The organism is uncultured Roseovarius sp. (assembly GCF_947259555.1).
GTDB lineage: Bacteria > Pseudomonadota > Alphaproteobacteria > Rhodobacterales > Rhodobacteraceae > Roseovarius.
In genome coordinates this window covers 1-3,743 of the sequence record NZ_CAMYMD010000071.1, presented here as the reverse complement: position 1 = coordinate 3,743, position 3,743 = coordinate 1, and the positions used below count along the sequence as shown (strand labels likewise).

3 protein-coding genes are annotated in these 3,743 nt (G+C 69.1%); 1 reads left to right on the top strand and 2 read right to left on the bottom strand.

Annotated elements, in window-relative coordinates; translation table 11 throughout:
- Positions 1-1,778, bottom strand: a 1,778-nt coding sequence (locus Q0X85_RS12100; protein WP_297772254.1) for a putative inorganic carbon transporter subunit DabA, incomplete at its 3' end; no start/stop codon positions are given.
- A 15-nt stretch (positions 1,779-1,793) separates the two neighbouring features.
- Positions 1,794-3,353: a proton-conducting transporter membrane subunit gene (locus tag Q0X85_RS12095; protein WP_297772252.1), complete on the bottom strand. Its 1,560-nt coding sequence runs from the start codon at positions 3,351-3,353 to the stop codon at positions 1,794-1,796.
- Between the two features lie 99 nt (positions 3,354-3,452).
- On the opposite strand from Q0X85_RS12095, the gene Q0X85_RS12090 reads away from it, so the two are divergent.
- A partial coding sequence (locus tag Q0X85_RS12090) for a LysR family transcriptional regulator (protein ID WP_297772251.1) occupies positions 3,453-3,743 on the top strand: 291 nt, incomplete at its 3' end.

Below are 3,743 nucleotides of genomic sequence, written 5' to 3'. Positions count from 1 at the left end.
GGCGCACGCTCGCCCCGCGTCAGGGCCCCGGCCCGCGCCAGCCACGCGCCGGCCCTGCTAATGTCCTCGGCGTGCTCCGGCGCGGCGCTGTCGGGGTAAAGCGTCACGGCGTCGCGCGCCGTGTCATGCAGCCCGGCCATGAAATGCGTGTCCTGCGGCACCTCGATCCCATGTGCAGGCAGCCCGGCTCGCGTCTCGGGATCGTTCAGCAACTGCGCCAGCAGCCGCGCCGACACCTCGCCGGTATACCCGCCACAGGCCCCGCAGTGATAGCCGCTCTCATGCGGGTTGTTCGTCACCTGCGCGCCGTGCCCCAGCAAGAGTACCAGCCGCGCATGCCTCGTGGTGAGGCTCATGGCACGCAACACCTTGGCCGCCGTCTCGGCCTTCGCCGCCGCATCAAGCGCCGGGTCGAGCCGGGGCGCAGGCCCCTCGGCGGGGCTCGCCCCTTTCAACCCAAGCGCATCCTTGACCAGCTTCGCGCCATAGAACGGCCCCGCCGCCTCGACAAAGGCGAAGGACGACACCGCCGCCTGCCGGAACCGGCCCCAGGCGCGGGTCGCCCGCGCGCTGATCCGGGTCACCTGCTCGACCTCGGGCGCGGCGTGGCTCGTGGCGTTCAGCGCAGGCTGCAACAGCACCGGCAAATGCGCCTCGACCACGTCCGAGCCATGCGCGCAATGCGCCACCGGCAGGCCGAAGAACCCCGCAAAACCAATCGTTTCCACGCCCGGATCAAGGCTTTCGAGCGCGCGGCGGAACACCTCGGAGCGCACGTCGATACAGAACGCCGCCTGAAGCGCAGGCCGTGCGGCCACCGGCGCGGGCGTCCGAAGATCAACCGCCAAACGCCGCTGATAGGCGCGCTCGGCGGCCTCCTGCAAGATACCGTCGATCACCTGATCGGGCGAGGGCACAACCGGTGCTTCATGCGCCGCCACCGTCTCGGCCCAGGGCCCGGTCACGCCCGGCACCTGCACGAAAATCGCCTCTTCCCAGATCAGCCGGATCGCCAAAAGGTCGGTCAGCGTGTGATCGCTTTCCCCCTCCGCCTCAGCCTGCCACAAGAGCCACCGGGCATGCTGTGCCCAGCCCGCCATATCCATGTAGAGCCGGTGAAACGCCGTCTCGGCCGCCGCCTCGCTGATCCCCAACCGCTCGCAGGCGCGCAGGATGGCGCGGTCGGCACTGTCGGGGGCCTCGGTCACATGCGCGCAAAAGCCCGACAGCCCGGCGATTTCCGGCGTCAGATCATGCATCGCCCATTCGCGCCAGGCGGCAAAGGCGCCCCGCCCCGGCGCAGGCGTCCAGAGCGCCTGCCCCCGGTCGAAATGCCCCCCGGCCCAGAGCCCGAAACTGCGCCCGATGATCGACGGCCAGTCGGTGCCATCCGCTTGCGCGGCCAGATCGGCCACGGTCGGCAGCGCCTTCGGCGCCGCGCTCGGGCCGGTGATCCGCGCCTTGAGATAGGCCAGATCGACCGGCTTGACCGGCGATTGACAGGCATAGAGCGCAGCGGCGAGATCGTCCTCACTCATCTCGCCGCGCGCCAGCATGGCGGCATAGTCGGCGCGCGCCCGCGTCAGGCGCACGCCACCCACCCGCGCCAGCCGGGCCGAGGCGGTGGCCAGATCCTCACCTGTCTGACCAAGGAAGGGATTGACCGCGACGGTCGCCTCCAGCGGAAAGGCGGGCGGCAGGGCACGCGCCGCAGCCTCCGCCGCGCTCAGCAGGTCGGCGATGCGGTCCGGGGCAATTTCAGTATGCTTGAGAAACATGGCTCGTGCTCCTTCTCAGGTCCGGTTGGAGGTGTGGGTGACGCGCAGCCCGCCGATCAAGCGATCCAGCAGCGTGTTGAGGTAGAGGCCATTGGCCAGATGCACGCGCCATCCGGCACTCGCCGGGTGATGCGCCCAGAGCGGAAAGAGCGCCTGTGCCACCGCGACAAGGCCGAAGGACATCAGCGCCAGCACGATCAGCGCCCATTCCAGTGCACCGGGCACCGGCGGCGCGGGCAGGTTCGCGCCCCAGAGCGCGCCCGCGATGATCTGAAAGGTGAAATAGGCCAGCGTGGCGGCCACCGAGGCCAGCGCCGTGCGCTTGGTCAACTCTGCCGGTGCTGCGTCGGCAAGACCCTGCGCCACCAGATAGGCCACCCCGAAGATCAGGATCGTGCCAAGCGCCAGTGCCTGAGCCGATTTCGGACCAATCAGCAAGGCAAAGCCCGCCGCCACCGCGCCGTAGAGCAAGAGTGCCAGGGCAAAGGCCCGCGCCACCGCCTTGAGATCGGGCACCGCCACCGGGCCGGGCCGCCGGATCTCGGCCACCGCGCGCACCGCACCCCCCGAGGCGAGGAAACCGTGTGCCTTGTAGAGCGAATGCGCCACGATATGCAGCAGCGCCAGCGGCCACAGGCCCAGCCCGCATTGCAGCAGCAAAAAGCCCATTTGCGCCACCGTCGACCACGCCAGCGCGGTCTTGATCGCACTTTGCGTCAGCATCACCACCGCGCCAAAGATCGCGGTCAGCCCGCCCAGCATCACCAATGCTGCCATCGCGCCGGGGCTGGCCTGCACCGCCTCGGCCAGCCGGATCAGGATCAGCCCGCCGGAATTGATGATCCCGGCATGCAACAGCGCCGAGACCGGCGTCGGGGCCTCCATCACCTCGGTCAGCCAGCCATGCAGCGGAAAGGCCGCGGTCTTGAGCGCAGCCGCGATGACCAGAAGCGCCACCGCCCCTTGCCCCGCCAGCGGCAGGCCGGATTGCGCCGCCATGCCGATGCCGCCCAGATCGAGCGTGCCGAAGGCCAGCCAGAAAAGCCCCGCCGCCCCGCTCAGCGCCAGATCGCCCGCGCCCCAGACCAGCGTGAACTTGGCCGCCGCGCGCCGCGCCTCGGGCCGTTCGGGATAGAACAGCAAGAGGTGCCGCAGCCCCAGCCCGACCGCGCCGAAGGCGAGGATCATCAAGGCCAGCCCGCCCGACAGCACCACCATCAGCACCGCCGCTAACGTGGCCAGCATCAGCGCGTGAAACAGCGCCTCGCGCGGCTCGCCATCAAGATAGCTGCGCGCATAGCGCATCACGATCCAGCCCACGAAGCTGACCAGCAGGCCCATCGTCACGCTGACCGCGTCGAGCCGCAGCGACAGCCCCGCCGCCTCGGACCCAAGCGCCAGCGTGCCCGGCCCCGCCATCAGCAGATGCACCAGCGCCGCGCCCATGATCGCCAGCACCGCCAGCGCCGCCCCTTCCGGCAGGCGCGGACGGCGCACGGGCCGGATCAGCGTGTGGACGACCACACCGAGCAACAGGACGGGTGGTAGCAGCAGAAGCGACGTCAGCAGGGGCATGATATATCTCCTTCGAATCCGGTTTCGACAGGAGATACCCTCAGCACTCAGTTTAAAAAATTACATATTATATCCATATTCATTCTATATAATCGAACGATGGCATATCTGAACCTGCACCATCTCCGCCTCTTTCGCGCTGTCGCCCATGACGGCACGCTGACCGGCGCGGCCCGCGCGCTCAACCTGTCGCAATCGGCATTGTCCACCCAAATCAAGGCGTTGGAGGCCGCTCTTGGGCAGGACCTCTTCGAACGGCGGGGCCGCCGTCTGCTCCTGACCGAGGCCGGGCGCATCGCGCTCGACCATGCCGAAGCGATTTTTCGCACCGCCGAAGACCTGAGTGCCACCCTGCGCGAGCGCGGCGGCGGGCGGCGGGCCCTGCGCGTC

Coding starts and splice junctions, on each gene's coding strand:
- Q0X85_RS12095 (WP_297772252.1), bottom strand. CDS start 3,353: ATGCCCCTGCTGACGTCGCTTCTGCTGCTACCACCCGTCCTGTTGCTC.